Origin of the sequence: uncultured Caballeronia sp., assembly GCF_964243625.1 — a bacterium.
In the GTDB taxonomy this organism is placed as follows: Bacteria; Pseudomonadota; Gammaproteobacteria; order Burkholderiales; family Burkholderiaceae; genus Caballeronia.
Genome location: NZ_CAXTGZ010000833.1, coordinates 1 through 2,134, shown reverse-complemented (window position 1 = coordinate 2,134; position 2,134 = coordinate 1). Strand labels below are relative to the sequence as shown.

Below are 2,134 nucleotides of genomic sequence, written 5' to 3'. Positions count from 1 at the left end.
AGTCGGACTGACCATCGATGCCACAACCGGCGATGAAGAAAGGCGCCCCCGCGTTGTTAGCTTTTGCCTGATTCACAAAGCAAAGGCGTTGTGCGGCAACACCCCTGTGGCATGGCTCTCGAACCCAAAACACAACGACTTATCGATGATGAAGACGATCCTTCAGTCGGTGGTCTTTTTGACTCGCCGACGAGCATAAGCGCTAGCGATCCGATGATTCGGGAAGCATATGCCAAGCATGAAAGCAAAAGTTATATCTCCCAGATCGCACATCGTTTGTAGTTACAGAGTTGGCCCAATGAAGAAAACCGTTATCCGCTCATCCGTCGCAACATTGATCATGTCGTTCACGCTTCACACGGCGGTAGCTCGAGATGTTTCCCCACTCATTAAAGCAGCCGGCCGCGATGGAAGCGAGGAGTACAACATTGGAGCGTGTCGCTTCACCATAGCCAATAAGTTTGGCGGGCGCTTTTACGTACCTGACCACAACGACCCGCTGTCTCAGCAGGGCATATACGATGTCCACGACACGGGGGCGAAGGCTCATCGCGTGTTGAGGAGCTTCGGTCTCTTTTGTGGCGCCGCAAGTAGCGATGAAGTCGGTGCGATGTTGGGAGCCAAAAGAATCGGTGACAAATGGCTGCAATACGACCCATCAGCCGAAGCTCCTGGTCTGACACCGTTTGACAAAAACGCAAACCCACAGACTGTCACCTTCAAAGGGAAAAATTGGACAGGAGTCGGACTGACCATCGATGCCACAACCGGCGATGAAGAAAGGCGCCCCCGCGTTTTTAGTTTCTGCCTGATCCATAACGCACAGGCATTGTGTGGAGACACGCCCGTCGAATGGCTGATCGACCCAAAACATAACGACCTATGGATGGTTACGTCGATTCTTCAGTCAGTCGTATTTTCTGACGCCCCGGCGGCGAACGCGGTCTCAGATCCGTCTGCCCCTGCGAATTCCCACGCTACTAGTGATTGACTGAACGTGACTAACAAAATCTTTGTCGCCGTAGCAATTTCCATCGCCGCTGCGCTGACCCGCTCTGTTTTTGCTGCCGACGTTCTCGTGCCGGGTATCTATCACCTTGATGCAGACTCCTATCTATCTGCGCCCAAGAAAGCTCGCACTCCTGCCGGCGAGGAATACGTCGAACGCTTTGAGCATGCCATACCCGAATCGGCGAACGCCGCCTATGCAGTGGTCTCGCACGATCCGGACTCGAACCTCAACAAGCTCACCTTTCTTGTAAACGAGGATTATCAGACCGATCCGAATACTGCCAACAAGCTGTGCATTGCCTATGCCTTTCCAGATTGGAACGATTACTCGCCGTCTGATCCATTCTGCAGGACCAACATAGGCAGTTCCGATTACGAAGCTGCATTGTCGTGGAGCAAGACGTCCTTCACGGTCAATTGGCAGCCCCGGAAAAAATTCTTGGGGGTCGAGCACGTTCAGCCGGAACGTCTGCCGACTCCTGACGAAACAGGTGCTTGTGCGCTTGGCGTATGCGACGAAAGAGCGTTCGGTCGGGTAGTCAGTCGATACGAAGTGAGCTACGCATCCGACCGTTTCACATTGGAGACTCGACAGGCGTATCGCGACATCCTCTATCTGAAACGAGCCGTGCCGGTCTTTTCACTTGCGGATCGCAACTCGGCTCACAGCGATATCGGCGCGGGAAAATTCGTTGCAGTTCTATCACTCAGTCCGCAATGGTACGAAGTCGATCAGTTCTCACAAGATGGCAATCGTTTGCGAGGCTGGATCAACCGGGACGACGTTTTCGACGTCAAGCGGGTAGCACAAAAAGCCGAGACCACCGATTTCAGTTTCCGCGTCGCTTTTCGTCCGGGGGAAGACGAGTCGGTTGCTGCATTACCTGTCGCCATTGAGGTAATCGATCGGAAGAACAAGCGGCGCGCCCAGATCATTCGCGACTTCTACTCCGACATACCCTTCGCTGCCAACGATCAGGTTCTGCAGTTGATCGATGCCAATTTCGACGGCTATCCGGACATTTCAATCTTCGGTCAATCTGGGGGCGCCGGTCCGAACAGTACTGAGAATTTCTTTGCCTCTTTTAAATTTGGAGTGGGTGGATTTGGCGGGTCAAGGGCG

Annotated in this window: 2 protein-coding genes and 1 pseudogene; all 3 read left to right on the top strand. The window is 53.5% G+C overall.

All coding sequences use genetic code 11. The annotated features are described in order from the left end of the window. Nucleotides 1-199, top strand: a pseudogene (locus tag ACFFAR_RS31515) (hypothetical protein); the annotation flags it as partial. A gap of 99 nt (nucleotides 200-298) precedes the next feature. Then, the gene (locus ACFFAR_RS31510) at nucleotides 299-991 is read left to right on the top strand and encodes a hypothetical protein (protein WP_375509262.1); all 693 of its coding nucleotides are present in this window, start codon (nucleotides 299-301) and stop codon (nucleotides 989-991) included. A 6-nt stretch (nucleotides 992-997) separates the two neighbouring features. Then, nucleotides 998-2,134: hypothetical protein (locus tag ACFFAR_RS31505; RefSeq protein ID WP_375509261.1), on the top strand; the 1,137-nt coding region annotated here is incomplete at its 3' end.

Bases quoted from the DNA above. Each gene is read 5' to 3' on its own strand.
- ACFFAR_RS31510 (WP_375509262.1), top strand. From the start codon at position 299: ATGAAGAAAACCGTTATCCGCTCATCCGTCGCAACATTGATCATGTCG.